The 25098-nt window shown below is 61.3% G+C and carries 23 protein-coding genes and 1 pseudogene; 9 read left to right on the forward strand and 15 right to left on the reverse strand.

The window, feature by feature from the left end; translation table 11 throughout:
- Positions 1 to 8 precede the first annotated feature (8 nt).
- The 4 genes from FFR93_RS35045 to argE form a co-directional block, all read right to left on the reverse strand.
- Complete coding sequence (locus FFR93_RS35045) at positions 9 to 1472, reverse strand: aldehyde dehydrogenase family protein (RefSeq protein ID WP_138396555.1); 1464 nt, start codon at positions 1470 to 1472, stop codon at positions 9 to 11.
- A gap of 144 nt (positions 1473 to 1616) precedes the next feature.
- On the reverse strand, positions 1617 to 1970 hold the full coding sequence (locus FFR93_RS35050; RefSeq protein ID WP_138396556.1) for a cupin domain-containing protein: 354 nt from the start codon (positions 1968 to 1970) through the stop codon (positions 1617 to 1619).
- Between the two features lie 41 nt (positions 1971 to 2011).
- A complete protein-coding gene (locus tag FFR93_RS35055) occupies positions 2012 to 2935 on the reverse strand; it encodes a glyoxylate/hydroxypyruvate reductase A (RefSeq protein WP_138396557.1) in 924 nt (307 codons plus the stop codon).
- 23 nt (positions 2936 to 2958) lie between these two features.
- Positions 2959 to 4083: an acetylornithine deacetylase gene (gene argE / locus FFR93_RS35060; protein WP_138396558.1), complete on the reverse strand. Its 1125-nt coding sequence runs from the start codon at positions 4081 to 4083 to the stop codon at positions 2959 to 2961.
- 258 nt (positions 4084 to 4341) lie between these two features.
- On the opposite strand from argE, the gene FFR93_RS35065 reads away from it, so the two are divergent.
- Positions 4342 to 5244, forward strand: a complete 903-nt coding sequence (locus tag FFR93_RS35065) for a GNAT family N-acetyltransferase (RefSeq protein WP_138396559.1) — start codon at positions 4342 to 4344, stop codon at positions 5242 to 5244.
- Positions 5245 to 5251: 7 nt separating this feature from the next.
- Here the strand turns inward: FFR93_RS35065 and FFR93_RS35070 are convergent, their stop codons facing one another.
- Both FFR93_RS35070 and FFR93_RS35075 read right to left on the reverse strand, forming a co-directional pair.
- Positions 5252 to 5455, reverse strand: coding sequence for a hypothetical protein (locus tag FFR93_RS35070; RefSeq protein WP_138396560.1), 204 nt, complete (start codon positions 5453 to 5455; stop codon positions 5252 to 5254).
- A gap of 297 nt (positions 5456 to 5752) precedes the next feature.
- Positions 5753 to 6064, reverse strand: a complete 312-nt coding sequence (locus FFR93_RS35075; RefSeq protein WP_138396597.1) for a hypothetical protein — start codon at positions 6062 to 6064, stop codon at positions 5753 to 5755.
- 244 nt (positions 6065 to 6308) lie between these two features.
- Between FFR93_RS35075 and FFR93_RS35080 the strand changes: the two genes are divergently transcribed.
- Positions 6309 to 7214, forward strand: a complete 906-nt coding sequence (locus FFR93_RS35080; RefSeq protein WP_138396561.1) for a LysR substrate-binding domain-containing protein — start codon at positions 6309 to 6311, stop codon at positions 7212 to 7214.
- 55 nt (positions 7215 to 7269) lie between these two features.
- A complete protein-coding gene (locus FFR93_RS35085; protein WP_064713111.1) occupies positions 7270 to 8400 on the forward strand; it encodes an HPP family protein in 1131 nt (376 codons plus the stop codon).
- A gap of 80 nt (positions 8401 to 8480) precedes the next feature.
- Here the strand turns inward: FFR93_RS35085 and FFR93_RS35090 are convergent, their stop codons facing one another.
- From FFR93_RS35090 to groES, 4 genes are all read right to left on the reverse strand, one after another.
- On the reverse strand, positions 8481 to 11525 hold the full coding sequence (locus FFR93_RS35090) for an FAD-binding and (Fe-S)-binding domain-containing protein (protein ID WP_138396562.1): 3045 nt from the start codon (positions 11523 to 11525) through the stop codon (positions 8481 to 8483).
- Between the two features lie 166 nt (positions 11526 to 11691).
- Entirely contained in the window at positions 11692 to 11943 is a 252-nt protein-coding gene (locus FFR93_RS35095; protein ID WP_064709733.1) for a hypothetical protein, read from the reverse strand.
- A gap of 57 nt (positions 11944 to 12000) precedes the next feature.
- Complete coding sequence (groL, locus tag FFR93_RS35100; RefSeq protein WP_064709658.1) at positions 12001 to 13629, reverse strand: chaperonin GroEL; 1629 nt, start codon at positions 13627 to 13629, stop codon at positions 12001 to 12003.
- A gap of 119 nt (positions 13630 to 13748) precedes the next feature.
- A complete protein-coding gene (gene groES / locus FFR93_RS35105) occupies positions 13749 to 14063 on the reverse strand; it encodes a co-chaperone GroES (RefSeq protein WP_064709657.1) in 315 nt (104 codons plus the stop codon).
- Between the two features lie 351 nt (positions 14064 to 14414).
- On the opposite strand from groES, the gene FFR93_RS35110 reads away from it, so the two are divergent.
- The 6 genes and pseudogenes from FFR93_RS35110 to FFR93_RS41670 form a co-directional block, all read left to right on the forward strand.
- Complete coding sequence (locus FFR93_RS35110) at positions 14415 to 14705, forward strand: hypothetical protein (protein ID WP_011428635.1); 291 nt, start codon at positions 14415 to 14417, stop codon at positions 14703 to 14705.
- 106 nt (positions 14706 to 14811) lie between these two features.
- Entirely contained in the window at positions 14812 to 15168 is a 357-nt protein-coding gene (locus FFR93_RS35115) for a hypothetical protein (protein ID WP_138396563.1), read from the forward strand.
- 106 nt (positions 15169 to 15274) lie between these two features.
- Positions 15275 to 15601: a DUF2934 domain-containing protein gene (locus FFR93_RS35120; RefSeq protein WP_064709732.1), complete on the forward strand. Its 327-nt coding sequence runs from the start codon at positions 15275 to 15277 to the stop codon at positions 15599 to 15601.
- Between the two features lie 4 nt (positions 15602 to 15605).
- On the forward strand, positions 15606 to 16025 hold the full coding sequence (locus tag FFR93_RS35125; protein ID WP_138396564.1) for an HD domain-containing protein: 420 nt from the start codon (positions 15606 to 15608) through the stop codon (positions 16023 to 16025).
- A 175-nt stretch (positions 16026 to 16200) separates the two neighbouring features.
- A complete protein-coding gene (locus FFR93_RS35130; RefSeq protein WP_138396565.1) occupies positions 16201 to 18597 on the forward strand; it encodes a PAS-domain containing protein in 2397 nt (798 codons plus the stop codon).
- Between the two features lie 80 nt (positions 18598 to 18677).
- Positions 18678 to 18788, forward strand: a pseudogene (locus tag FFR93_RS41670) (HIT family protein); the annotation flags it as partial.
- A gap of 24 nt (positions 18789 to 18812) precedes the next feature.
- Here the strand turns inward: FFR93_RS41670 and FFR93_RS35140 are convergent.
- From FFR93_RS35140 to FFR93_RS35160, 5 genes are all read right to left on the reverse strand, one after another.
- Entirely contained in the window at positions 18813 to 20663 is a 1851-nt protein-coding gene (locus FFR93_RS35140; RefSeq protein ID WP_138396566.1) for a DUF2264 domain-containing protein, read from the reverse strand.
- A 74-nt stretch (positions 20664 to 20737) separates the two neighbouring features.
- Positions 20738 to 22012 carry a sugar ABC transporter substrate-binding protein gene (locus tag FFR93_RS35145; RefSeq protein WP_138396567.1) on the reverse strand — a complete coding sequence of 425 codons (1275 nt, stop codon included), beginning with the start codon at positions 22010 to 22012 and terminating at the stop codon, positions 20738 to 20740.
- Between the two features lie 40 nt (positions 22013 to 22052).
- Positions 22053 to 22778, reverse strand: coding sequence for a YesL family protein (locus FFR93_RS35150; RefSeq protein ID WP_138396568.1), 726 nt, complete (start codon positions 22776 to 22778; stop codon positions 22053 to 22055).
- A 20-nt stretch (positions 22779 to 22798) separates the two neighbouring features.
- Positions 22799 to 23908, reverse strand: a complete 1110-nt coding sequence (locus tag FFR93_RS35155) for an ABC transporter ATP-binding protein (RefSeq protein ID WP_064709650.1) — start codon at positions 23906 to 23908, stop codon at positions 22799 to 22801.
- Positions 23909 to 23923: 15 nt separating this feature from the next.
- Positions 23924 to 25096 (reverse strand): glycoside hydrolase family 88 protein, encoded by a 1173-nt coding sequence (locus FFR93_RS35160; protein WP_138396569.1) that lies wholly within the window; start codon positions 25094 to 25096, stop codon positions 23924 to 23926.
- Positions 25097 to 25098: the final 2 nt, after the last annotated feature.

A 25098-nucleotide genomic window follows, 5' to 3' on the forward strand; every position in this document is an offset into this window, starting at 1 on the left:
GCAGCTCCTTAAAGGCTGATGAGCACACTCTTGCTCTTGCGGTTGGCGAGATAGGCTTCGCGGCCGAGATCCTTACCGATGCCGGACTGCTTGTAGCCGCCGGTCGGCAGGATATGGTCGCGCGAGCGGCCGTAACGGTTGACCCACACGGTGCCGGCCTGCAGGCGGCGGGTGAGGCGGATCGCGCGCGAAAGATCGCGGGTGAAGAGACCGGCGGCCAGCCCATAGGATGGGTGGTCGGCGAGCCCCAGCGCCTCCTCCTCATCCTCGAAGGTCTGGATGGTGAGGACCGGTCCGAAGATTTCCTCGAGAACCGCCGGCGATGTTGCCGTCACCCCCGAAATCAGCGTCGGTGCGTAGAAATAACCCTCGCGGTCGAGCCGGCGGCCACCCGTAAGGCATTCGGCCCCGTCGTCGATGGCAGCGCGGATGATGCCATCCATGCGGGCGATCTGGCGTTCGGAGATGACGGGCGAATAATCGGTCGTTTCCTCCCAGGTCGGCCCCGGCCGGATTGCCGCCAGTCTGGAAAGCAGTGCTGCTGCGAGCGCGTCCGCAACCTTGGCCTCGACGATAAGGCGCGATCCGCATATGCAGGCCTGGCCGGCATTGGACAAAATGCTGGCGGCGATGGCGCCTGCCGCGCGATCGAGATCGGCATCCGCGAAGACCAACTGAGGACTCTTGCCGCCGAGCTCCAGCGTCATCGGCTTCACCCCCGTACGGGCAATGTTGGCCATGATCGCCGCACCGGCCGCGGTTGAGCCGGTGAAGCTGACTTTGGAAATTCCCGGATGCCCGGTGACGGCGGTTCCGGTGGTGGGACCGTCACCAAGGACGACGTTGACGAGACCGGCCGGCAGGCCGGCCCGCACCGAGAGCTCGGCAAGATAGAGTGTCGAAAACGGCGTCATCTCCGATGGCTTCAACACCACCGCATTGCCCGCTGCGAGCGCCGGGGCAAGCTTCCAACCTGCCATCGACAAGGGAAAATTCCAGGGGGTGATGGCACCGACGACGCCATAGGGCTCCGTCATGATCATGCCGAAATTCGCGTCGTCGGTTGGGGCGAGATCGCCGCCTTCCTTATCGGCGAATTCGGCAAAGAAGCGGATCTGCTCGGCGGTAACGGTGATATCGCCGGCGACGAGATGGCCGACCGGTCGGGTTGAGGAGAGCGACTCAAGCCTGGCGAGAGTCTCCGCCTCGGCTTCGATGAGGTCCGCCCAGCGCTGCAGCGCCGTGGTGCGTTCACGCGGCCGCACGCCGCCCCAATTGCTCCTGTCTAACGCCTCCCTTGCCGTTTCAACGGCCTGATCGACAAGAGCTGCGTCGGCAAGCGGACAGCCGGCATAGGGCTTGCCGTCGGACGGCCGATACATGTCGATGACGGCTTCGGCCGGCATCAGCCGGCCGCCGATGAAATGTCCCACCGGCAGGGAAATCGTGTTCGGATCGAAGCTGAGTGTCATTGCGTGTCCTCGGCATGAGCTGACGTAAGCCTAGCTTGGGAACACGAGCAGCATGCTTCGACCGGGAATGCTGCGGCGGATAAAAATTGCGTTTTCCGCGCCGACGCCAGTCAAATCTACGGCTGGCGCCGGGCCGCCGCACCGTCACGTCACGGTCACGTAGATCTTGCGAACCGTCTCGATCGTCTTCCAGACGCCGGAAAAGCCAGGCTTCATGACGAAACTGTCGCCGGCCTTGTAGATCACCGGTTCTCCTCCGTCCGGCGTGAGTTCGACCAGGCCGGAAAGAATGTGGCAGAACTCGAATGTCTCGCCCTTGATCGAACGAGTCTCACCGGGCGTCGCCTCCCATACGCCGGTATGAACCGTGTCTGCGCGAGCGACATCCTGCGCCCAGGTCTTGAAGGTGGGATTGCCCGCGATCAGGCGCTCGGGAAGGGGACCGGACTCGCGTGGCGCGTGGGATGGATTGGTGACGATTGTCTTGAGCAGGGACATGGGTTTCCTTTCCGGGGTGCAAATTTCTGTGGCGAGATAAGTCAGTAGCCGCGTCTGCGATCGACCAGACCAATCGGGTCGAGGCCTGCCCGATGCCGTTTGATGTTGGCTATCACGGCGGCCGCAGCAGTTTCGGCTTGAGTGACGCTGGCAATGTGCGGCGTCAGCAGGATTTTCGGATGGTTCCAGAAGGCGTGGCCCGCAGGCAGCGGCTCCGGATCGGTGACATCGACGACGGCGCCGGAGAGATGTCCGGCGTCGAGCGCAGCGACGAGCGCCTGATGATCGAGCTGGGCGCCGCGACCGACATGAACGAGTGCGGCCCCGACGGGAAGCCTGGCGAAGAGCTCTGCATTCAGGAAGCCGCGCGTTTCGTCGGTCAGCGGCAGCATGCAGAGGAGAATGTCGGTGGTAGCAAGCAGGATCTCGAGTCCATCGCTGCCGCTGAGGCATCGAACGCTATCGATTGCGCGCGGGGTGCGGCTCCAGCCGGACAGCGGAAAGCCGAAGGGGCGCAAACTCTCAAGCACTGCGCTTCCGAGCATGCCGAGCCCGAGTATGCCGATGCGGCGTTCCGCGGCCTGTACGGATGCGAGCGGCTGCCAGACCCCTCGCCGCTGTTGGCCGAGATAGGCCGGCAGATCGCGATGGAGTGCAAGCACGGCGAGCGTCGCATATTCCTGCATCATTCTAACAATGCCGTCCTCGACCATGCGCACCACTTTGACCTCGGCGGGCACGGCATCGATGCGGAACTGGTCGATGCCGGCGCCGATCGAAAACAAGATTTCGAGATTGTGGTAACGGGCGAGATCATCCGGCACGGTCCAGGTGATCAGGTAGCGCACAGCCTCCGGTTCGACCGATGCCGGATCCATGGCGAAGCTTATGTCGGGAAGTTCGCGTGCGAAGGCTTCGGCGAATATAGCGCCGCGCTTGGCATCGGAAGCAAAGAGAAAGGCCATTGCATCGGCTCCTTGGTCCGAAATCAGACGGCGCAATGTCGGGCGAGCGCCTCGATCATCCCCTGGCAGGCCAGGAGTTCGCCGGTCAGGATGAATTCGTCCGGCCTATGAGCACGGGCGATATCGCCCGGCCCGCAGATGATCGCCTCAATGCCAGCGCGCTGGAAAAGGCCGGCCTCGGTGCCATAGCTGACCGCGGCCAGCGGCTCGATACCTGTGAGTTCGCCAAGCAAGCGCGTAAGCGGCGCATCGGCGGCAAGCGACAGCGCCGGATAGGCGCTGAGTTCGCGCCATTCCACCTGGAAACCGCGTTGCGGCAGCGCCTCGGCCGCGACCCGCAGCGGCTCCAGCAGCGTGGCCGGATCGATGCCGGAAATGGCTCTGGCTTCGAACTCGGCCTCGCAGCTATCGGGAATGATGTTGACGGCCTGCCCGCCCTTCAACGTGCCGACCTGGAGCGAGCAATAGGACGGTTCGAACACATGCTCGAATGGGCCCTGCGTCAGCCGCTCGGCTTCGGCGCTGGCGCAGGCCAAGACCTCGGTCATCGCATGGATTGCATTCAGCCCCCGGTCCGGGCGCGAGGAGTGGCCGGACCGGCCCCTGACCGTCAGCCGGGCGGCCGCCTTGCCCTTGTGGGCGCGGACCGCCCGCATGCCGCTCGGTTCGCCGATGATCGCGCCGAGCGGATGTGCGCAGAGTTCAGGCAGGCGCGCGATCATGTGCGGGACGCCGCGGCAGCCTGCCTCCTCATCATAGGAAAAGGCGAGATGGATGGGCCGGCGGAGCCGTATCGCCGCGAGCGCCGGGACGGCGGCAAGCACGACGGCGAGAAAGCCCTTCATGTCGGTGGTTCCGCGACCGTAGAGACGGTCCGTTTCGGCGCGAAGGCGGAACGGATCGCTGCTCCACCCGCCTTCGGCGGCGGGGACGACGTCCATATGGCCGGAGAGGATATAGCCCGGTGTCTCCCTTGGGCCGATCGTGGCGAAGAGGTTCGACCGGTCGCCCTCGGGGCCGGGAAGCTCGGTGGCGGCAATGCCGTAATTTTGCAGGTATTGCCGGATCCATCCAACGATCCCGCCGTTTGGCGTTCCGACGACGGAGGGAAAGCCAACAAGCCTCTCGAGGATTTCAATTGTCTGCATGAGCGTCCTCACGGCGCGGAATATCGAATTGCGACCGGGCTCTTGCGGTCAACGGCGCCACGGGGGCGGGGTCTGGTCAATGACTATAGAGACCGGCCCAGGCTTTATTTGCCGAAAGTGGAGCGGATTTGGACGATTGTTGTGTTTGCGCGGGCTTCGCCAGTGAATTGTATCGTGCGATCCGTCCTAATCTCGATATGGGAATATCCTGGGCAGCTTTCCCCGGGGGTTGGCCGGACATGCGCCAGGAGGGCGGGAGTGAGTGCACTGACATCCGAATCCAGATTGGTCGATAGTTTCGAAACGCGCATGATCGGGATCGACAGTGTCGACCTCGACAAGCTGCATGCGCTTTCGATGTCCGTCGCTTGGCCGCATCGCCGTGAAGACTGGCAGTTCCTGTGCGAATTCGGGCAGGGCGTCGCGGCCATCGATGAAATCGGCCGCATCCTCGGCTCTGCGATGTGGTTTCCCTATGACGACCGGTTCGCCGCGATCGGTATGGTCATCACCTCGCCGCGCCTGCAGGCGAATGGCGCTGGGCAGTGGCTGATGGGCCACGCGCTCAACCAGGTGGCCGACAGAAATCTCGGGCTGAACGCGACGCGGGCGGCGCGGCGGCTTTATCTATCCTTGGATTTTGTCCTTGAGGCGCCCGTCTTTCAATGCCAGGGCGAAGCGATATTGCCGCCGGATGTGGGATTGCCGGCCGGAGCCGTGGTGCGGCCCGTGGACGCGGGAGATATGGAGGAGATCGCGGAACTCGATAGCCTGGCCTTCGGCACTGATCGGAGGGCGCTTTTGGCTCGGCTCATGGCTCATTCCAAGGGCGTCGTGCTTGTCCGCGCCGGCCGGATCGAGGCCTTCTCCCTTTGCCGAAGGTTCGGGCGCGGCCAGGTCGTCGGCCCCGTGGTGGCCTGCAGTGACGCAGATGCGATTGCTGTCGTCCATCCGCATGCGCTTGAGCATGCGGGGTCATTCCTGCGCCTCGACACACGCGAGAAAGCCGGGATATTTGCCGATTTCCTCTCCCGCTGCGGCCTTGCTGTCTACGACTTCGTGACGACCATGTCGCTGGGCGACCCTTGGCTCCCGGTTCCGGGCCGCCGCGCTGCGCATCAGCCGAAAACCTATGCGCTCGTGAGCCAGGCGCTCGGCTGACGCGGGATCAAACGCCGGGGCAGATGGGGATAGCGGCCAAAGCCTGGACACGTTCGACTTCGGGTCGAAATGAACGATATTGCCATAGGCCTTCCGCAGTTTCTCGGCGGTATACGGTCTCGAGCCAGAACACGGTATCGTCGATCGGCAGGACGGGATGCCAAGCATACCACTCCGACCAGATCGTTCTTGGCTGCTCGTTACCGATCATCGCCCCTCTCCCCATTCTTCAAGCGGTCAGCTCGAAAGATATTCAGCGAAAGAGAATTATATTACGAAGCTATTCTTTTGCGAAGATTGTTTTACCGCCGCCCGACATTGTCCCGGGCGCCGCGGCTCCCTTGCTGGGAATGGCTGAGGGTGGCGCGGTCATTACGGATCGCGGTGAAAACAACGAGCCTTGCTGAGCAGCGATCGTCGCAGGTGATCGGCGTCCCCGATTAGGCTTCGATAAATGAAGCCGAACGATCTCATTGCCGCTAATGTGCCGCACAAGAGGGCCGGATGCTCAGCCGAACGAGCGCAGCCCGAGATAAGCGCCCAGGCTGGCGGCAGCAATGGCGATGGTCAGCCTGGGTCTGGCGTCGTCCAACATTGCCGCTAGTAACAGGCAGAGCATCAGGACGACGGATTTGGCCCAGAGATTCTGATCGGAGATGGTGAAGGCGACTGCCGCCAGAAAGACGGCGCTTGCGACGATCGTCACGGGAGCGGATTTCTCGGCGAGTTCGCCGCCGGAAAAGTACGGGAGAAGAAAACGCCGCATGCTAAGGCCTGAAGCGACGCTCAGAAGAAGGCAGGTCAAGACAAGATGCAGCATGTGATCGGCCGTCGCTCTACAGATAGCCATATAGAAGCAATCTCCGTGCCAGCCTCAAAAGCGCCTCGTCGTGGAGACGATGTAGCGGTCGCGTGGCTATTTTGGCGGCGTCTCGACCCTTTTTTTGGCAATCACCTGGCTGTCCGGCCTGCAGATCGCGTGGATATTTTACCCGCTTGAGCTCGAGTGATGATTTTTATATAGAGAACAATGATCCGCTTTAATTCCGGAAAAGAGATTATCATTGGACCTTTCGTCGATCGAGATATTCCTCGCCGTTGCCAGCGACCGCAGCGTTACGAAGGCCGCGAAGGCCGTCGGGCGGGTGCCGTCGAATGTGACGACGCGCATCCAGCGATTGGAGGAGGATCTTGGCGCTTGCCTGTTCAGCCGTGATGGCAGGAAGATGACGCTGACACGGGAGGGGGAAACCTTTCTCGCCTATGCCAACCGGCTTATGGCGCTTGCGCTCGAAGCGCGCCAGGCCGTGAGGCCTCTCGCTCCATCGGGAACATTGCGGGTGGGCACGATGGAAAGTACGGCGGCAAGCAGGCTGCCAGCGGCGCTGACGCAATTCAATCAGATGTGGCCCGATGTGTCGCTGCATCTGACGATGGGCGCATCTCGCGAACTCGCCCGCGACGTTCTGGCCGACGCGCTGGATTGCGCACTGATTGCCCGCCCGCCGAAGACAATGCGCGAGGAGGATTCGGATTTCGATGCCGAACTCAAGGCGCTGGAGATGGAGACGGTCTTCGTCGAAGATCTGTTGATCGTGCTCCCATCCGGACATCCCGCCATCAAATCCGCTGCCGACCTGCGTGTAGCATCGCTCGCGGCTTTGGAGCCCGGCTGCACCTATCGCCGCATTGCCGAAAACTGGGCGCGCAAATCGAGCTCCCTGCCGACGAGCGAACTCGGCTCCTACCACGCGATCCTGGCGAGCGTTGCGACCGGAAATACGGCTGGTGTGATGCCGAGGTCCGTTCTCGATCTCATGCACTGGCCGACTGCCGTTCAGACTCATCAACTTGGGCCTGTCGAGACGCTGCTGGTGTACCGGAAGGACGACCATCCCACCGGGTTCAGTGCCTTCCATGAGGTGCTCAGCGCCAGGAAAAGCAGAGATATCAGGCTGGTGACGAACTAGCTCCTCCGTCTTCTCCTCCGCCCCAAGATAATCCTCATTTACAATTGGTCTTAGCATGCAGTACCCCGTTTCGCCGAAGGTGGGACCGAGCCGTTTTCGCCGTTTGCGCCTGTTTTCGCCCATCCTTGCCGGCGCGACGTTAAGAGAACGATTGATCGCCTGTTTCGGCGCCTTGCTGGGCATCGGTCTCACCGGCGTCATCAGCGGTTATCTGTTCGGCCAGGGGCCGCATCTTCCGCTGATTGTTGCCCCGATGGGGGCGTCGGCGGTGTTGCTTTTCGCGGTGCCGGCAAGCCCGTTGGCGCAGCCATGGGCGATCATCGGCGGCAACACAATTTCCGCCCTGATGGGCATTATTGCAGCATATTTCATCCGTGATCCGATCATCGCCACGGGCATCGGCGTTTCCCTGGCCATCGGGGCGATGTCGTTCACGCGATGCCTTCACCCGCCGGGAGGGGCTGCGGCACTGACCGCGGTGCTCGGCGGTCCTGTCGTCGCCGGCTGGGGATTCCTCTTTCCCTTCGTGCCGGTCGCTCTGAACTCCTGCATTCTCGTCGGGCTTGGGCTGCTGTTCCACAAGCTTTCAAGGCGGAATTATCCGCACGTCGTTCGCAAGCCGGCGGAGAACACCCACCAGACGATCGATCCGCCATCTGCCGCACGAGTCGGCTTTCGTGAGGAGGATGTCGATGCCGCCCTCGAAGCGCTCGACGAAACCTTCGATATCGATCGCGCGGACCTCGGGAGACTGCTGCAGCAGGTGGAACTGCAGGCGACTATTCGATCAAACGGCAAGATAAGCTGCGCCGATATCATGTCGCGTGACGTGATCGCCATCGGCGAGACGTCTGGGCCAGACGCGGCGCGGCATCTTCTTTTGAAGCATAATATCCGCACCCTGCCGGTGAGAGATCCGGAAGGCCGTCTGATCGGTACTGTCGGCTTGCGTGAATTGTTTGCCTGCGGCGATACGATTGCCCACGCGATCTCCAAACCGGCGGTGGCGAGAGCTTCGGATGCTGCCCTGTCGCTGTTGCCCGTTCTGACGGATGGGCGCACCCATGCCGTCATCATTGTCGACGACGACCACCGGATTCTCGGCCTGATATCGCAGACGGACCTGTTGAGCGCCGTGGCGAGGCTGCTGCCGAACGACGGCGGCAAGATTGCCGCCGTGGCGTGAACTAGCGGGCGGCTCGGACTGCCTCGGACGATCTTGCCGTCCCCGTCTGCATGCTTGGTCGTGCGCGCGGAATTGCCACCTCAGACCGCGCTTCCCGGCTTTTCCGCTACGATTCCGGCGACGATCTGAAGTGGATGCGGGATGCGCTTCCCGTCGATTTCCTTGACCTGGGAGCGGCAGGAATATCCTGTCGCCATAAGGATATCGGTGTCGCCGGCCGCGTCGACTTCCGGTTTCCAACTCATCGCGTAGAGGCGTTCGGAGATCGGGCGGTTGCGAGCTTCGTGCCCGAAGGTGCCGGCCATGCCGCAACAGCCGGTTTGCGCAACCTGAAGATCAACACCAAGGCTTTCGAATATTTTCTGCCATTGTGCGACGGAAGCCGGCGCATTGGTGCGTTCGGTGCAATGAGCCATCAATCGTAAGCTTTTGCCTTTAACGACAGAAGGCGCAGCGGCGAGCCGGTCGAGACTGGCGGCGAGCCATTCCTGGGGAAGAAGGACTGTCGCCTTCAGTGTTCCCCTATATTCGCTGCGGAAGGCGAGCGTCATCGACGGATCGAGCCCAACGAGTGCCACGCCGGCATCATCAAGCCGCTGGAGATAGCGTGCGGTTCGCTGGGCCGCATCCGCGAAGCGCCCGAGGTAGCCATGCACATGCAGGGCTTTGCCATTGATATGGGAGGCTGCGAGGAGCGGCGAAAGTCCCATTTTCCTAGCGAGAGCGATCGCGGCGAGAGCGACGTCAGGATCGAAATAGGCGGTAAAGCTGTCGGCGACGAAGACGACGCTCCGCTGCCTTTCACCCGGCGACAGCGCTTCGATCGTCTGAGCGGTCGCAAGCGGCACGCCGAGGCGGGCGGCTTCCTTTGCCAGTGAGATTTGCGGCAGACGCGGCAGCGAGGTCAGCCCCACCATGCGCATCATCCTTCTGCCGGCGCGCGTGCCGACGACCAGATTATAGGCAGGCCGGATGCGTCGGACGAGTGGTAGGGTCGTCTCGATCGCCGCGATCAGCGGGTCTTTCAGCGGACGGAGATAGCGTCCGTAGTAGAGTTCCAGGAACTTCGAGCGGAAAGCCGGCACGCTAACCTTCACCGGACATTGCCCGGCGCAGGCCTTGCAGGCGAGACAGGTGTCCATCGCCGCGTGAACCTCGTGGGAGAAATCGCTGCGATTTGCCGGGTTCAGCGAATTGAAGGCGCGTCGCGCGAGGCTGGCGAGCGGAACGCTTCGCCGCAGGCGCGTCGCCTCATCGCGGGGATCGATGCCGTTTTCGGCAAGCAGCCGCAACCATTCCCGCATCAGCGCGGCACGCCCCTTCGGCGAAAAGCGCCGGTCGCGCGTCGCCTTATAAGAGGGGCACATCGGGCTCATTTCGTCAAAATCGAAACAGGCGCCGTTACCGTTGCAGTAGGCGGCATTGTCGAAGGCGGAGCGGATCTCGTTGCCGATGATGCGGTCGATATCTCCCCGCAGCGACACATCGTCGATCTTTGTAAGCGCCTCAGCCGAAGGCGTGGCAATCTTGCCCGGATTGAGCCGATTATCGGGATCGAAAGCCCGCTTGATTTCCTGCAGGCTGGGATAAAGATCGCCGAAGAATTCAGGCACATATTCCGAACGCACCCCCTTGCCGTGCTCTCCCCAGAGCACGCCGCCATATTTGCGGGTGAGCGCGACGACGGCGTCGCTGATCTCCCGAACCAGCCGGACATGAGCATCGCAGGTGAGGTCAAGGGCAGGCCGCACGTGCAGCACGCCGGCATCGACATGGCCGAACATGCCGTAGGAAAGGCCCGCGCCATCGAGAAGTGCGCGGAATTCGCGAATATAGGCCGCCAGATTTTCCGGCGGCACCGCGGTATCTTCGACGAAGGCGACGGGCCTGACCGGCCCCTCCACATTTCCGAGCAGGCCAACGGCACGCTTGCGCATGGACCAGATCGCGTCAACCTCGCTATGGCCTCGGGCAATCGTGTAACCGGCATGGCGGGCATTTGCGTCCGTGTCGAGAGCAGCTGTCACCGCCGAAAGCTTGCGTTCGAGTTCCTCCTCTTCGTCAGCGAGGACTTCGACGATATTGATGCCATTGGTCACCGTGCCCGGTTGATCCGGAAAAAAGCGGGCGATGCCGGTCCAGACGATGTCGCGTCTCGCAAGACCGAGTACTTTCTCATCGATGGTTTCCACCGAGGCGACTTTCAGCGCCACAAGATTGCGGGCGTCCTCCAGGGCGGTATTGAAATCGCCGTAGCGAATATTGATCAGCGCCGCATGAGCGGGGATCGGAAGAAGGTTGAGTTCGGCTTCGGCGATCAAAGCCAGCGTTCCCTCCGATCCGCAGAGAACGGCGTTGAGGTCGAAGCGTCCGTCGTCGCGCCTGACATGGGCGAGGTCGTAGCCGGTCATATAGCGGTTGAGTTTCGGGAAGACCTCAGCGATCCGGTCCCGCTTTTCGCGTGTGATTCGCTCCACCGTCCTGTGGATCTCTCCGAGGCGGTCCTTACCTGCGACGATCTCATCGAACGCGTCCGCATCGAGCGGGCGCGACCAAAAATCGGAGCCGTCCGCAAGCACGATGCGCAATCCGAGAACATGGTTGCTGGTCTTGCCGTAGAGGCAGGAACCCTGGCCACAGGCGTCGGTGGAGATCATGCCGCCGATTGTGGCGCGGTTGGAGGTGGACAGTTCGGGCGCGAAAAAGAGACCGTAAGGTTTCAGCGCCTGGTTCAACTGATCCTTGACGACACCCGCCTGGACGCGCGCGACCCTGCGGACAGGATCGATTTCGAGAATGGACCTCATGTGCCGCGAACAGTCCACCACGACACCAGATGTCAGGGATTGCCCGTTCGTGCCGGTGCCGCCGCCGCGCGGTGCAATGCTTATCCCGCGGAAGGCTGGTTCTGCCACCACAGCCGCCACGACCTGCAGATCTTCCACGCCTCGCGGAAAAAGGATGCCCGTTGGCTCGAGCTGGTAAATGGAATTGTCCGTCGAAAATACGGTTCGGCTTGCCGGGCCGGTTTCGATGTCGCCGCCGAAGCCCGCCTCGACGAGCCGCTCGAAAAAACCCGCGGCGGGTAGGGGGGTGGAAGCCTTCGGCTGGAGGCGTGGAATCATTTCGATACCTTCAATGCACTTGAGCTTTGTCCCTAGCGCATCGGCTGGAAAATCGGAATCGATTTTCGGAACCGCGTGAGCGGCAGGACTCTGCCGCTCACGCAAACGTCGTCGTCAGCGAAGGCTGCATCATATGCAAGCTGCCGCCCTATCGGACTGGCGCCGTTCACCGAGCAGTCGCTGGGGTTCCGTTCGTTTCGAAGAGGCCGCGGGCCGCCTCGACCATCGACTGCAGATGATTGGGATCTCGCACGCCCTGCCGGTAGAGCTCGATAATGATGCTCGCCATTCGTCCGGCCTCGTCGCTGTCCCTTGCAACGGCGTAGCCAGCGCTGAGCTTGTCGAAGACGCGCTGGCAGGTTTCGAGATCGCGGGAGTCCAGCGGCACCTGCGATCGGTTTAGGATCGTTTGAACCATCTTCATTCCCTCGGAAAGGCTCCGCCCGGTATGTCCGGACGAGCCTGCGACCCTGGCTTAAAAGTCCATGCCGGCACCGGCGGGCATAGCCGGAGGAGCATCCTTTTTCGGCTTCTCGGCGATCATGGCTTCCGTCGTCACCAGCAGGCCGGCGATGGAGGATGCGTCCTGAAGTGCGGTGCGCACCACCTTGGCCGGATCGATGACTCCCTGCGCATAGAGATCGCCAAATTCGCCGGTCTGAGCGTTCCAGCCATAGGAGAATTCGCTCTTCTCGCGCAGCTTGCCGACTACCACCGAGCCTTCCGCGCCGGCGTTTTCGGCGATCTGGCGAGCCGGGGCCTCAAGCGCACGGCGGACGATTTCGACGCCGACGCGCTGGTCGTCATTGGCGGTCTTGACAGCGTCGAGCGCCTTGACCGCGCGCAGAAGGGCGACGCCGCCGCCCGGCAGGATGCCTTCCTCGACCGCTGCACGGGTGGCATGCAGCGCGTCGTCGACGCGATCCTTCTTTTCCTTCACCTCGACCTCTGTCGAGCCGCCGACCCGGATGACGGCAACACCACCGGCGAGCTTGGCGAGGCGTTCCTGCAGCTTCTCGCGGTCGTAGTCGGAGGTGGTTTCCTCGATCTGCGCCTTAATCTGGGCGATGCGACCCGAAATCTCCTCTTTCGAACCGACGCCATCGATGATGGTCGTGTTTTCCTTCTCGACGGTGACCTTCTTTGCCCGACCGAGCATATTCAGCGTGACGTTTTCGAGCTTGATGCCGAGATCTTCGGAGATGACGGTGCCGGCGGTCAGGATGGCGATGTCTTCGAGCATGGCCTTGCGGCGGTCGCCGAAGCCAGGCGCCTTGACGGCAGCGATCTTCAGGCCGCCACGCAGCTTGTTGACGACAAGCGTTGCGAGGGCTTCGCCTTCGACGTCTTCAGCGATGATGAGGAGCGGTTTGCCGGATTGAACGACGGCCTCGAGGATCGGCAGCATCGACTGCAGGTTCGAGAGCTTTTTCTCGTGAATGAGGATATAGGGATCCTCGAACTCGACCCGCATCTTGTCGGAGTTGGTGACGAAGTAGGGGCTCAGGTAGCCGCGGTCGAACTGCATGCCTTCGACGACTTCGAGTTCGGTTTCGGCGGTCTTGGCTTCCTCGACGGTGATGACGCCGTCATTTCCGACCTTTTCCATGGCTTCCGCCAGAAAACGGCCGATTTCGGGGTCGCCATTAGCGGAGATCGTGCCGACCTGGGCGATTTCGGAATTGTTGGAGATCTTGCGGGCGTTGGTTTTCAGTTCTTCGACTATGGCGGTGACGGCTAGATCGATGCCGCGCTTCAGGTCCATCGGGTTCATGCCTGAGGTCACCGCCTTGGCGCCCTCCTTGACGATCGCCTGGGCGAGCACCGTGGCAGTCGTGGTGCCGTCGCCGGCGACGTCGCTGGTCTTCGAAGCGACTTCACGAACCATCTGGGCGCCCATGTTTTCGAACTTGTCTTCGAGTTCGATTTCCTTGGCGACCGAAACGCCGTCCTTGGTGATGCGCGGCGCACCGAAGGACTTGTCGATCACGACGTTTCGGCCTTTCGGGCCGAGCGTCACCTTCACGGCATTCGCCAGGATATCGACGCCGCGCAGCATTTTGTCGCGGGCTTCGACGTTGAATTTGACTTCTTTAGCAGCCATGTCCTCACTCCTTCATCGGCAGCTAGCGCATGTCGCCAAAAGTCCGGCAGCATTTTGCGATAACGACATGCGTAAAACAAAGATTGCAACGCTTCAGCGTTGACTGGCGTCCCGATGCCTCAGGCGGCCTGCTTCTGCTCGCCCTGGGCTTCGATGATACCCATTACATCGCTTTCCTTCATGATCAGCAGGTCCTCACCGTTGATCTTGATCTCCGTGCCGGACCACTTGCCGAACAGGATGCGGTCGCCGACCTTGACGTCGAGCGCCTGGATCTGGCCGGCATCGTTGCGTGCGCCGGGACCGACGGCGATGACCTCGCCCTCCTGCGGCTTTTCCTTGGCGGTGTCGGGAATGATGATGCCGCCCTTGGTCTTTTCCTCGGAATCGACGCGGCGGACGAGAATGCGGTCATGAAGCGGTCGGAACGACATGTCTTCCTCCATAGACAAACAATGACTTTGTCAGCCCTGGCCGGACCGGATTGACGAGGTCCGGATGGCGTGCAAAGTCGCGCGCCTTGCGCGAATGATCTGGTTCAAGAGTTTTTCGATTTCAAGAGGAACAGGAGAAAAATTAGCACTCTCGGCCGGCGACTGCTAGCAGCCCTCCCGGGAACTGAAGGCCCGCTCCTGCGTTCGACATGATGACGATGGTCGTCCCCTCGTCGCGAAGGCGAGTTCAAACTGCACCAGGCTTGAATCCGGATGTCGGCGTTCCTAGCTCTCAGGCGATCGAGGCTCGATGAGCTCGATCACCGTCCCACGTCTTTAGGAGTGAGTGACATGGAAGAGAAGACCAATATAATCAAGGACCTCAGTATCGAGGAACGCGAGGAAATTTTCGTCGACATTGCTCGCACGCTGGAGGATACGGCGCGCGAGGCTCTTGTCGAAGGCAACACGCATTTTGCTGTACTGTCCAACAACATGGCCGAAGCGATCCGCGTCAACGCCGACGAACTCGCCCGGGACGATCCCGAAAATGCCGAACGCGTGTTGCTCCAGGCAACGGCGATGATCTCGCAGTTCGAGGCGGTGCACCCCTATCGCATGGTCAGCATGGCCGTGCACTGATCGCGGTAGGCCGGTTCGACCCGATTGGATGCTCAAATCAGTCGCCAGCACGCGGAACTCTCGCGGCTGGCGGTGGTTATTGGGCCACAGCATCGAAAGGTGATCCATGACCACTTCCAAGACCAACATGCCACCCGAGAGCGGAACCGACGACGCGCGCTCCTTCGATACGCAGGGGGCCGAGGCCGATCGCCAGGCGGCATCGGAAGCCGCCCAACGTAATGCGCGTTCGGCGTTGGATCGCGATAGCGGCACCGAGACCCCAAGCCTGAAGCTCGCGAGGGAGTATCTGAATCTCGGCGGGCGGCGCCGGTCCAAGATCGACGACAATATCACCACTGTTCGTCAATGGGATGAGGATCCCCCGGCGGCCGAACGCTTTTGGCAAGAGCGGGTGGAGACGCTTTCAAAAGACGAGCGCAAGCAGGTGGAGGATTTTCTACCCACAATTAATACGCCTTGAAAGATGGAAGCTGCGCTGAACGCTGTCGGGAGCTGCAGCCTGGGATGCGATCGCTTGGCCAGAGCCAAACCCAGGCCGCAAGGTCAGGCCGGAACTGGAGAAGATCATGGCCATAGACAAACACGAGCAGATACGGCGGCGCGCCTATGAAATCTGGGAAGCCGAAGGCCGTCCGGAAGGTTCGGACTTGCGTCATTGGATGCAAGCCTGCGATGAGCTGGCTGGCGAGGACGAACATGAGACGCTGCAAGACCTGCTCGATCAGGACGACAGAGATGATGCGGCCTTGCTTCAGGGGGCAGGGGAGAGCGGTGATCTCGATCCGCCGCGAGACGGGCTTGGCCAGGTTGCCGGAGAGACGATCCCTGACATCGAAATAACAACCGGGGAGAAGCCCTCCCGCCGAAAAATTAGGAAGACCGAAGGTCCGTAACGCGATGCAGCATCTCGACCATGCGATGCAAGTCGCCATAGAGGCGCATGAAGGGCAGGTTGACAAGACCGGCCGACCATTCTTCGAGCACTGCCAGCGCGTTGCACTTCTGGTGTCGGGCGACGAGGTGCGAACGGTCGCCTACCTTCACGACGTCGCCGAAAAAGGCAGTGGCTGGACGCTCGATAGGCTGAGAGAGGAAGGCTTCCCGCCGGCGATCATCTCCGCGGTGGATGCCTTGACGCGGCGGCCCGAGGAGCATGATGACGAATTCGTCAGACGCGCCGCATCGAACCCCCTGGCCCTGCCGGTCAAACAGGCCGACCTAGAAGACAATCTCCGACAAGCCGAACAGGCCGGCAAGAACACCGAAAAATATCAGCGCGGTCTGGATCTCCTGCACGACATCCTGAACGAACGCTAGATCTGTCGGGCGACGTCGGCGAAAATCGCGAGGAATGTCCCTGCCGCGCGTCCTGTTGCGTCACCTAATATTTTTCCGCATCGCCCGCAACCATTCTTCAACCATAGAACGTGGAATAGCCGGGGCCGACCTGAGGTGAGGGGCGTGTTAACCGGCACGACCTATAGTCGCGTCCATGTGGACCAACGGGGGAACGGTCGTGTCCGGCGAACTGCACACAATCTTTGCAATGCGTAGCACGTTGGCAGGCTTGCATGGCATCGGCGACGATCTTGAGCGACATGGTATCGTGCTGCGCGCACACGCCGATCGAGATGAGTTTCACGAATGCTCCGCCAAGCGACCGCTGCCGGAGCTTCTTCTGGTGGACGCCATGTCGCCGGCGGGCCGTGGTCTCGAAGACTGCCGGCGTTTCAAGGCAAATACGGTAACGCGTGATATTCCGGTAATCATCCTCGTCTCGCCGGAAGACGAAGAAAGCCGGATCGGAGGGTTTGCCGCCGGGGCGGTCGATTGCGTTTCCAATCTTGTCTCCGCCGCGGAGCTCGTCGCTCGCATTAAGCGACATATCGAGCTCGGCGCAGTTCACACGCGCCTGCAGCGGCGAAACGAGCAACTGGACACGGCGCTTGCCAGTATGGGGCAGGGGGTCTGCCTGTTTGACGAGGGCGGCCGGCTGCTCCTTTCAAACAATCGCTATGCCGAAGTCTACGGACTCGATCCATCCGTTATCCATCCGGGACAGTCGCTGGAGGACATACTGAACCTGAGACAGGCGGTCGGCGCCGTTCCCGCCACCTCAACCTCGGAATATCTCGCCTGGGCCGAAGCGACCAATATGGGCGATACGCCTCAGGATTGGATCAAGGAACTCAAGTCGGGCCAGATCATCCGCGGCTATCATCAGCGCACGACGGACGGCGGCTGGGTATCGACCCATGAGGATATCACGCAGGCCTGGCAGGCTGAAAAGGCGCTTGCGAAGGCGCATGCCCAGGCAGAACGCGCCGAACAGGAGGCGCGGGCGGCGCATGCACGTCTTCTGGCGGCTTTGGAAGTCGTCCCGGAAGGCCTCGTATTGTTCGACGAGGAAGACCGTTTCGTCCTGTGGAACAAGAGATACGAACAGCTTTACGCCGAAAGCGGCGATATGCTCGTGAAAGGCATGCGCTTCGAAGACCGCCTGCGTGCCGGCCTCAAGCGCGGCCAATATCCGGAAGCGGTGGGGCGCGAAGAGGAATGGCTGGCCGAAAGGCTGGCCCATCATGCCAAGCCCAGCAGCAAACACGAGCAGCGCCTGCCCGGAAACCGGTGGATACGGATCGAAGAACGCCAGATCTCCGAAGGAGGGGGCAGCGTCGGCATACGTGTCGACATCACCGATCTCAAAATGCAGGAGGCGTCGTTCAGGCTGCTGTTCGAAGGCAACCCGATGCCGATGTGGGTTTACGATCGTGAAACGTTGAGATTTCTCCACGTAAATCAGGCCGCTATCGATCACTACGGTTACCGTCTCGAGCAATTCCTGACGATGCGACTATCGGACATCCAGGCGCCGCAGCAATCCAACCCGCCGCAGGTCGTCATGTTCGATGCCGAAGATCCCCCCTCGACTCGCTCGTTCCGGCACTTGAAGAGAGATGGCACGGCCATCGAGGTCACCGTTTATTCCACCTGCCTGAACTACAGGGGCAAGGCGGCATCGCTGATGGCTGTCGTCGACATTACCGAGGCCAAGCGCGCCGAAAAGGCATTGCTGCAGCACCGCGACACGCTCGAAGAGATGGTGCGCTCCCGCACGGTCGAACTGGCGCGACAGACGGAAGAACTCGAACGGATGCTCGAACAAGAAAAGCAGATCAACGAGTTGCAGCGGCAGTTCGTCTCGATGGCATCGCATGAATTCCGCACCCCGCTTGCGGTGATTGACGGCGCGGCGCAACGGCTCATTCGGCGCAAGGAGGCAGCCACGCCGGAGTTTCTTTGCGAAAAAGCCGACCAGATCCGCAGCTCGGTTTCGCGTATGCTCGAACTGATGGAAAGTATTCTTGCTGCCGGGCGATTGGATCATGGCCGGATCACCATCGTTCACAAGCCGTGCTCGATTGCTGAAATCATTGGAACCTGCAGCGCGCGTCAAGAAAGCATCCGGCGGTCTCATCGCTTTTTGCTCGATCTAGATCGCCTCCCTTCGACCATTTATGGCGACCATCCCGCTCTCGACCAGGTCTTCAGCAACCTCTTTTCGAATGCCGTGAAATACGCGCCAGACTCTCCGAACGTCCACGTCACAGGATGGCAGGAGGGAGAAAGCGTTTGCATCACCGTTCGCGATGAAGGCATCGGTATCGACGCCGATGATCTCCCGAAGATGTTCCAGCGTTATTTTCGCGCCAGAAGCTCTACGGGCATCGCCGGCACCGGCATCGGCCTCAACCTCGTCAAGCAGATCGTCGAGCTTCACGGCGGAACGATAGAGGTGGCGAGCAGCCGAGGGAACGGGACGACGTTTACGCTACGGCTTCCGATCGGCGCGGGGATACCAGACCAGGTGCGTGTCGCCGCCCGATAGCTGGCAGCGGCGGTCTCCCGGGAGCCTTCGCTGTTGGTCCATCGTTGAGGGCGCCCGTCACTGGGAAATGGGAGGTGAGAATGACCGATCGGCAACCGTTCGATCTTAAGGCCTAGATGCATGACGTTGAGACGAGGCCATGTTTTATCTGTGGCTTGATCGACAATGATCCCGTTTGTTTTCATCATCGAAGACGATGAGACGATGCTTTGAAGCTACAGTTGCAGGGCGAATGCCGGCACCCGAACGCCCTCCTCGCGGAAGTGCCGCTCCACTTCATCAAGATCCGGGCAGGCCGGCGGCTTCTCCAGCGCCTGTGCCCAATTCTCGTGAAGAGGCAGTGCCATCGCCGCGGTGACTAGCACGGTGGTTCCGGGCCTGATGTCGCCGCGCAACTGCGGCAGCAGGGTCTTGGCGTGGATGAGGTTGGTGTTCGGGATCGGACTCATTGCGTGACCTGTTCTCCGATGGAGCGAGAGATCGACGATGGCGCTGACGTCTGTCTGGCCGTACCAGATGGCACGGCCTTGCGCATGCTCCGATCGGTCGGCGTTGAAGTCGGCGCGCTCGATCGCAAACCCGCCCTCGATGGTGCTCAGCGTACGTGGTGTCGCAATGCGGTGAATTCGGATATGCCATGGGTTGGCGGGAATGAGCCAGGTTTCGATGGTGACATCATTCCATGGCAGCCAGCGCGAATAGAGCAGGTCGCCCGCGATCAGTGCCTCCTCCATGGTTTCTCGCATGCGGAAATGCACCCCGTCATCAGAGAGCCCGAGCATGCCGTCGAAGCTTGCGGCCGAAAAATTCCGGTCGTCGGCTTCGATGTTAAAGGCGTAGCGGGTGGAATAGACGAATTTTGAATATTTCTCGTTTGCGCCGCGCATCTTGTCGTGCTGCTGGCCGGAAGAGAGCACGACCACATTTCCCGGCGTGTGCATGGCGACCATGCCGGCCGGCTTCAACGCTATCGGCGCGGGGAATTCCGGCTGCGGTGCCTCTTCGGCGGTCCAGAACGGATGATCCTGGCGAAGGGCGAGCGGCAGGAAGAATTTCAGCGCCCAATAGGGCGAGCCTGGCGAGTTGTAGCTCTCGCTCATCAGCAGGTTCGGATAGCCGTAGCCGATCGAGAGCACGCCGTCGCGGTCGGCGATCGGCATAGCCGACCACCAGCGGATATGGCGCATATAATAGCCCTTGATCTCCGCCCAAGGCAGCGCTTCCACCCCGGCGAAGGCGAGCGCGCCCCAGAAGCCGCCGGCGGCGAAACGGTAGGTCTGGCTGCGGCCGAAGCCGAGAGCGGCGCCATCAGGGCCGAACCAGTGGCGGATATCCCTCGCGAAGATCCCGGCGCGGTCGCTGAACCGCTCCTTTCGCGCCTCGTCGCCGCGCGCCAGTACCGTGTAGATCAGGCCATAGAAATGCATGGCGAAGGGAATGTAGTGGTCCACCCGCCGCACCGGTCCGTCGCGATACCAGCCGTCGCCGAGGTCAAAAGCTTCCAATTCGTCGAGATAGGCGACGGTTTTGCCGTGGTCGAAAGCGACACCGACGCGCTCCAGCCCGAGATCGATGAGGACGCGAAAGAATTTCCAGTTGTTGTCGATGAATTCCAGTTCGCGCGCTGCAAGAAGATAGGCGGACACCTTCTTCTTCTCATCATCGTCAAGCGGTTCCCAGAAGTGTTCGGGCACCAGCGCCAGGGCAAAACCGATGGCAGCGAGCTCGACCAGCCGCTGATTGCGGTCGGCCAGGTCGCCCCAATATTCGGGATGCGCAGGATTGGTCCCGTTCGCCAGTCCGCGTCGATAGAGGCTCCAATGCGGGAAGTGGCCGCCGCCCGCAGCGAGCGGAACAATCCCCCAGAGCGGCCGGGCAAATCCTTCGAGATCCGCTGCCGCCCGGTCGAAGATTGCGCCCGTGGCACCGAGGCGCACGCGGGCGCCGCCTTCGGAGAAATAGGGCAAAAGCGGTTCGAAGAGATCGATAACGGCCTTGGCCAGATCGTCGCGTGTCTGCAGCGGGTTGCCGTAAAGCGGATTGGCCCGGGTGGGATCGTAGATCATCGTCAGCTCGAATTCTAAGAACAGAACCGGCCGCGGGCGAGATGCTCACCCGCGGCCGTGATGTAGTATGGCGCTTACTTGATGGCCTTCACGCCTTCGGTCATCTCCCTCAGCCCGTCGTCGACGGAGGTGTTGTCGGTCATGATCGCGTCATGGGCGCGGTTGAGCACGACTTCGATTTTGGCGGCGTTTGGATTGACCGCCATCTCGAGGTAGGTTTTCGACGGGATCAGCGCTTCCTTGCTCGCCTCATCCTGAGGGAAACCGGGCGTCGCCGCGATCTTGGCACTGACGTCGGCTGTCTTGAGCGCGGGGAAGGTGCCTGTCGACGCGATGACGGCTGCCCCTTCCGGGCCGGTGACGAACTTGATGAAGTCGAGCGCGGCTTCCTTGTGGGTGGAATTGGCATTGACCGCCAGGCCGGAGATCTGCGCAGCCGTCGTGCCGGCGGCCACGCCGTCGGGATGCGGGAACTTTACGATGCCCCAGTTCTTGCTCTTCGATTCACCCGATTTCACCTTGGCGATCTGGGTGCCGACGAACCAGGTTCCCATCGGCAGCATGCCGATCGTGCCGTTGAAGAAGAGCGCCGAATAATGCGTGTTCGACGTTTTCAGGAAGGCGTAGGAGGGGATGGCGCCATCCTTCTGCAGGGTGAGTGCTCTCTCGTACCAAGGCTTAAGGAAAGCATAATCGCCATCGACCAGCGTGTGTTTTCCATCGAGGATACCGGGCAGCTGAACGGTCGAACGCCAGGTGTGCAGCAACGCACCATAAGTTTTGTTGGTGCCCATGCCGCCTGCAAGCTTCTCGGTGGTCTCGTCGAACTGCGCCCAGCTCATGTCATTTGTGGGATAGGGCACACCGGCCTTATCGAAAATATCCTTGTTGTAATAGACGACCCAGAAGTCGGAGCGGAAAGGTATGGAATAGATCTTGCCGTCGATGGTGAGTTCCTCGATCAGGCCGCCAAAGGGAGCCGGGTCGATCTTCTGATCCTTCACGAAGCCGCTGAGATCCGCGATATTGCCGGCGCGTACCAGGTTGGTGTAGCCCGGCACATCCTTGATGGTGACGATGTCGATGTCCTTGGAGCCGCCAGTCAGCTGCGTCGAGATCATCTGCTGATAGTCCTGCGAGCCGAGGTCCATCGGCTCGAACTTCACGTTAGGGTGCTTGGCCTGATAAGCCTCGATCAGCGGCTTGTAATAGGCGGTCTTGTCCCAGTCCCACAAAGCCCATTTCAGCGTCACGGCATCCTGTGCGAGCGCTGCGCCGGCCGTTGTTGCGGCCAAGGTGAAACCCGCCACGGCGAGTTTCATCGTCCTCCCGAATTTATCCAAATACATTCCTGTTCTCCTTCCCTGGATCGTCTCTGGATCGACTGTTTTATGATGCGTTTGGTGTCTGCGGTTTACAGTGCGGCTGCGTTGTCTGCGGCAAGTCCAGAACCATCACCGCCGCCCGATGGACGCCGAAAGCGACGGCGAACATTCCGAGTGAAAAATTGAAGGTTGCCGGCAGGAACACGGAAACCGGATAAAAGAGGATATGCGCCAGCCACAGGGCGGCGTTGAAGGCGAGCGAGGCAAGCGCCGGAAGCGGACGGACGACGGAAGCGAGTGCGGCGAGACGAAGGAGCCGCAAAGCCGGCAGGTCGCGCATCACCATCAGCACGACGAGATGACAGGCAAGCACTGCAAGGAAGGCGGTGACGACAAGCGCGACGGCCAGCGGTGCGGCAAGAACCAGGTTGTCGCGCGCTCCGGCGGCATAGGTCAGGATCACATAGATAGAGATCGCAAAGGCCGCGGCTAGCGCCAGACCCCAGGCGGTGGCGCGCCAGAAATAACGCAGGAATGCATCGGCGAAGTCCCTGAGGAGATAGATATTGCGATCCTCCACAAAAGCCACCGAAACCCGGGCCATGGCGGCGAGTGCCGCCGGCAGCGTCACGACGAGGAGCGAGGCCAGGAGAAACAGGATGTTGAGCTTGACCATCTCCCACCATTCGCGGCCGAGGGTTTCGACAAACAGGGCAAGGCCGGTCTTCCCCAGCGCATCCTTCGGAATGCCCGGCCCTTCCTTCGTCCACATGTCCCGCAGCCACTGCATCGCCGTCTCCCGCAGGCGCCTCAGTATAGAATCGAGCGTTCGGTTTCCTTGTCGAACAGCTGGGCATTGCTCATGTCCGCCACCAGCGTCGCCTCCTCGCCGATCGCAGGCCGGAAGCGCGGCGATACGCGAGCGATGAGATTGCGCCCGCCGGCCACCATGTTCAGATGCACTTCCGAGCCCATCGGTTCGGCAAGCTCCACCACCGCCTTGAGCGGCGCCAAGTTCTCGGGCGGAATGTCTGCCGGCGGCAATTCGTGGAAGTTCTCCGGACGAATGCCGAGCACCAGCTCGCGACCCTCGTAAGGAGCGATCCTGCCCTTGTCGAAATGATCAGGCAGCGGCAGTTCCCGACCATCGAAGACGGCGATGAAGCCGTCGCCCCGGCGCTGAACGGTCGAGGGCAGCATGTTCATCTGTGGTGCACCGATGAACCCGGCGACGAACATGTTGATCGGGCGGTCGTAAAGGTTCTGCGGCGTGTCGACCTGCTGAATGTGCCCGTCCTTCATGACGACGATCCGGTCCGCCATGGTCATGGCTTCCACCTGGTCGTGGGTGACGTAGATGAAGGTGGCGTCGAGGCGCTTATGCAGCTTGGTGATTTCGGAGCGCATCGTGCCGCGCAGCTTGGCGTCGAGATTGGAAAGCGGCTCGTCGAGAAGGAAAACGGCCGGATTGCGCACCATGGCGCGGCCGAGCGCCACGCGCTGGCGCTGGCCGCCCGAAAGCGCCTTCGGCTTCCGGTTCAGGAGGTGCGTGATGTCGAGGATTTTGGCCGCATCATGCACCTGTTTGTCGATAAAATCGCGTGAAACCTTGCGCAACTGCAGGCCGAAGGCCATGTTCTTGTAGACGGTCATGTGCGGATAGAGCGCATAGTTCTGAAAGACCATGGCAATATCCCGATCCTTCGAGGGAACATCGTTCATGACGTTACCGCCGATCCTGAGCTCTCCCCCCGATATTTCCTCGAGACCCGCGATCATCCGTAGCGTCGTCGACTTACCACAGCCGGAGGGGCCGACCAGGATGATGAATTCCTTGTCTGATATCTCAAGATCGATGTCGTGGACGACGGTGAGCGCGCCGTAGGTCTTGTTCAGCTCTTTAAGCGAAATGCTGGCCATCGGGTTCTCCTGACCTCACCAATAGGAAGACCAGCGCCGTGACAGGCGCGTCAGTGCTTCCATGTAATAATAGTCTCCCCAGGAGACGCATTCATCGACGCCCTCGCCACGGCAGGTGTTGAAGGGCGATTTCTTCGAATAGGTGGCGTGCAGCACGAGGCCGTTCGAAACCGTGGGATCCTTGACCGCATAATGATCGGCGAGGCTCTTCATCATGCGCCGCGCCAACGTCCGGTAGCGCTCGGCCGCCTCGGCTTCGACGAGATCGGCCATTTCGAGAAGGCCGCAGGCGGTGATCGCGGCTGACGAACTGTCGCGTGGCTCGCCGTCGCCGTCCGAAAAGACGAGATCCCAATAGGGCACCATGTCGGCGGGCAGCCGGTTGAGATAGAAGGTGAGCAGCCTATCGAAGGTCTGGCGATATTCCTCGATCCGTTCGTAACGGTAGGAGAGCGCCATGCCCGATATTCCCCAAGCCTGGCCACGCGCCCAGGCGCTGTCGTCTCTATAGCCCTGCTTGGTGGCGCCGCGCACCGGCGCTCCGGTAACCGGGTCCATATAGAAGGTGTGGTAGGTGGAATCGTCAGGCCGGACCGAATTGGCGAGCGTGGTGCGCGCGTGGATGAGCGCGATCTCTCGGTATTTCGGATCGCCGGTCTCGCTGCTTGCCCAATAAAGAAGCGGCAGGTTCAAGAGGCAATCGATGATATAGCGATATTCTTCCGCCTTGCCCTTGTGACCCCAGGCCTGGATGAATTGGCCGATGGGCTGGAAGCGCTCGATCAGCTGGTCGGCGGCGAGGATTGCCGCCTTGCGGCCGTCTTCATCGCCGACGAGCTTCCAGGCGGCGATGCAGGACGGCGAATAGAGAAAGCCCATATCGTGATGATCGGTCTCGATCCGATTGACGATCCGATGCAGGAAGGACTGGACCTGGATCTGCGCGGCATGGCGGAAGATAGGGTCGCCGCTATGTTCGAAGGCGAGCCAGAGCTCACCGGGCCAGAAGCCCGCCGTCCACTGGTCGTTCGCGACTGCCGGGTAAAAATTTCCAACGCTCGAATGGTTCTGCGAGGCGTAGGTGAACTCGGGAAGATTGCGCTTGATCTGCGCGACGGCAAGATCGAGCGCGGATTTTACCTCTTCGTCGGTGATCGGCTGCGGGGCGACTGAGGAAACGGCGTTCATGG

Origin of the sequence: Rhizobium sp. MHM7A, assembly GCF_005862215.1 — a bacterium.
GTDB classification, from domain to species: domain Bacteria; phylum Pseudomonadota; class Alphaproteobacteria; order Rhizobiales; family Rhizobiaceae; genus Rhizobium; species Rhizobium bangladeshense.

What these genes read in the sequence shown, in the direction of transcription:
- FFR93_RS35150 (WP_138396568.1), bottom strand. Translation starts at nt 22,778, where the DNA reads ATGCAGTGGCTGCGGGACATGTGGACGAAGGAAGGGCCGGGCATTCCG.
- FFR93_RS35155 (WP_064709650.1), bottom strand. Translation starts at nt 23,908, where the DNA reads ATGGCCAGCATTTCGCTTAAAGAGCTGAACAAGACCTACGGCGCGCTC.
- FFR93_RS35120 (WP_064709732.1), top strand. Translation starts at nt 15,275, where the DNA reads ATGGCCATAGACAAACACGAGCAGATACGGCGGCGCGCCTATGAAATC.
- FFR93_RS35130 (WP_138396565.1), top strand. Translation starts at nt 16,201, where the DNA reads ATGTGGACCAACGGGGGAACGGTCGTGTCCGGCGAACTGCACACAATC.
- FFR93_RS35045 (WP_138396555.1), bottom strand. Translation starts at nt 1,472, where the DNA reads ATGACACTCAGCTTCGATCCGAACACGATTTCCCTGCCGGTGGGACAT.
- FFR93_RS35050 (WP_138396556.1), bottom strand. Translation starts at nt 1,970, where the DNA reads ATGTCCCTGCTCAAGACAATCGTCACCAATCCATCCCACGCGCCACGC.
- argE (WP_138396558.1), bottom strand. Translation starts at nt 4,083, where the DNA reads ATGCAGACAATTGAAATCCTCGAGAGGCTTGTTGGCTTTCCCTCCGTC.
- FFR93_RS35055 (WP_138396557.1), bottom strand. Translation starts at nt 2,935, where the DNA reads ATGGCCTTTCTCTTTGCTTCCGATGCCAAGCGCGGCGCTATATTCGCC.
- groL (WP_064709658.1), bottom strand. Translation starts at nt 13,629, where the DNA reads ATGGCTGCTAAAGAAGTCAAATTCAACGTCGAAGCCCGCGACAAAATG.
- FFR93_RS35145 (WP_138396567.1), bottom strand. Translation starts at nt 22,012, where the DNA reads ATGTATTTGGATAAATTCGGGAGGACGATGAAACTCGCCGTGGCGGGT.
- groES (WP_064709657.1), bottom strand. Translation starts at nt 14,063, where the DNA reads ATGTCGTTCCGACCGCTTCATGACCGCATTCTCGTCCGCCGCGTCGAT.
- FFR93_RS35125 (WP_138396564.1), top strand. Translation starts at nt 15,606, where the DNA reads ATGCAGCATCTCGACCATGCGATGCAAGTCGCCATAGAGGCGCATGAA.
- FFR93_RS35115 (WP_138396563.1), top strand. Translation starts at nt 14,812, where the DNA reads ATGACCACTTCCAAGACCAACATGCCACCCGAGAGCGGAACCGACGAC.
- FFR93_RS35070 (WP_138396560.1), bottom strand. Translation starts at nt 5,455, where the DNA reads ATGATCGGTAACGAGCAGCCAAGAACGATCTGGTCGGAGTGGTATGCT.
- FFR93_RS35140 (WP_138396566.1), bottom strand. Translation starts at nt 20,663, where the DNA reads ATGATCTACGATCCCACCCGGGCCAATCCGCTTTACGGCAACCCGCTG.
- FFR93_RS35085 (WP_064713111.1), top strand. Translation starts at nt 7,270, where the DNA reads ATGCAGTACCCCGTTTCGCCGAAGGTGGGACCGAGCCGTTTTCGCCGT.
- FFR93_RS35095 (WP_064709733.1), bottom strand. Translation starts at nt 11,943, where the DNA reads ATGGTTCAAACGATCCTAAACCGATCGCAGGTGCCGCTGGACTCCCGC.
- FFR93_RS35110 (WP_011428635.1), top strand. Translation starts at nt 14,415, where the DNA reads ATGGAAGAGAAGACCAATATAATCAAGGACCTCAGTATCGAGGAACGC.
- FFR93_RS35160 (WP_138396569.1), bottom strand. Translation starts at nt 25,096, where the DNA reads ATGAACGCCGTTTCCTCAGTCGCCCCGCAGCCGATCACCGACGAAGAG.
- FFR93_RS35075 (WP_138396597.1), bottom strand. Translation starts at nt 6,064, where the DNA reads ATGCTGCATCTTGTCTTGACCTGCCTTCTTCTGAGCGTCGCTTCAGGC.
- FFR93_RS35090 (WP_138396562.1), bottom strand. Translation starts at nt 11,525, where the DNA reads ATGATTCCACGCCTCCAGCCGAAGGCTTCCACCCCCCTACCCGCCGCG.